We start from the raw sequence: 1,039 nt of genomic DNA on the forward strand, positions 1-1,039 counted from the left end.
CCGGACGGCAGGCAGGGCCGGGGAACCGCCCCGTATTCGCCGTCGCTGCCCACGGCGACCATGCACACGCCGGGCACCCGACAGCGCTGCCGCAGAGGACGCTGCCCTTTGTCGTCGCCCTCCACCTTGTGCTTCGCCTGCCTGGCGGACGCGGCCGGGGGCCGTAAGCGGGGGTCCGTGGGCCGTGTCGCATCGCCCCGTCGCGAGGGGGCCTCTTTCGTGGCTATTGAATACTGCATACAATCTCGGTATCACTGTTCCGGGGGGCACGACACCCGAGGAGGGGCCGGTGGACCTCTACGAACACCAAGCCAAGCAACTCTTCGGCGAGCACCGGGTGCCGCTCGCCGAACGCCAACTGGCGCGCACCCCCGACCAGGCCGCGGCCAGTGCCGCGGGGCTCGGGGGGCGCGTCGTCGTCAAGGCGCAGGTCAAGACCGGCGGCCGCGGCAAGGCCGGCGGCGTGAAGGTCGCCGACGGCCCCGAGGACGCCCGGGCCGAGGCCGAGCAGATCCTCGGCATGGACATCAAGGGCCACACCGTGCACAGCGTCCTGGTCGAGGAGGCCAGCGACATCGCGGAGGAGTACTACCTGGCGATCCTCCTCGACCGGGCCGAGCGGTCCTTCACCGCCATCTGCTCCGCCGAGGGCGGCGTGGACATCGAGGAGGTCGCCGCCGAGCGGCCCTCCGCCGTCGTGCGCCAGGCGCTGCCCGCCGGGCGCGGCCCCGACAGCGGCACCGCCCTCGCCCTGTGCGCCAAGGCGGGCCTGCCCGTCGAGGCCCACCAGGGGGTCGCCTCGGCCCTGCTCCGCCTGTGGCACGTGGCCCGGGACGAGGACGCCACCCTGGTCGAGGTCAACCCCCTGGCCCTGGTCGCCGACGGCCGCGTCCTCGCGCTCGACGGCAAGGTCACCCTCGACGACAACGCCCTGTTCCGCCACCCCGAGCGCTCCGCCTTCCACGAGGAGGAGGGGCCGCCCGACCGGGAGGCGTCCGCCCGCGCCAAGGGCCTGAACTACGTCAAGCTCGACGGTCAG

The 1,039-nt window shown here is 73.6% G+C and carries 1 protein-coding gene; it reads left to right on the forward strand.

Going from position 1 to position 1,039, the window contains the following annotated elements; all coding sequences use genetic code 11:
* Positions 1–289: 289 nt before the first annotated feature.
* Positions 290–1,039 (forward strand): ATP-grasp domain-containing protein (locus tag D476_RS0131575; RefSeq protein ID WP_017627854.1); only part of this gene is annotated, 750 nt, incomplete at its 3' end.

This window comes from Nocardiopsis chromatogenes YIM 90109 (assembly GCF_000341185.1).
GTDB lineage: Bacteria > Actinomycetota > Actinomycetes > Streptosporangiales > Streptosporangiaceae > Nocardiopsis_A > Nocardiopsis_A chromatogenes.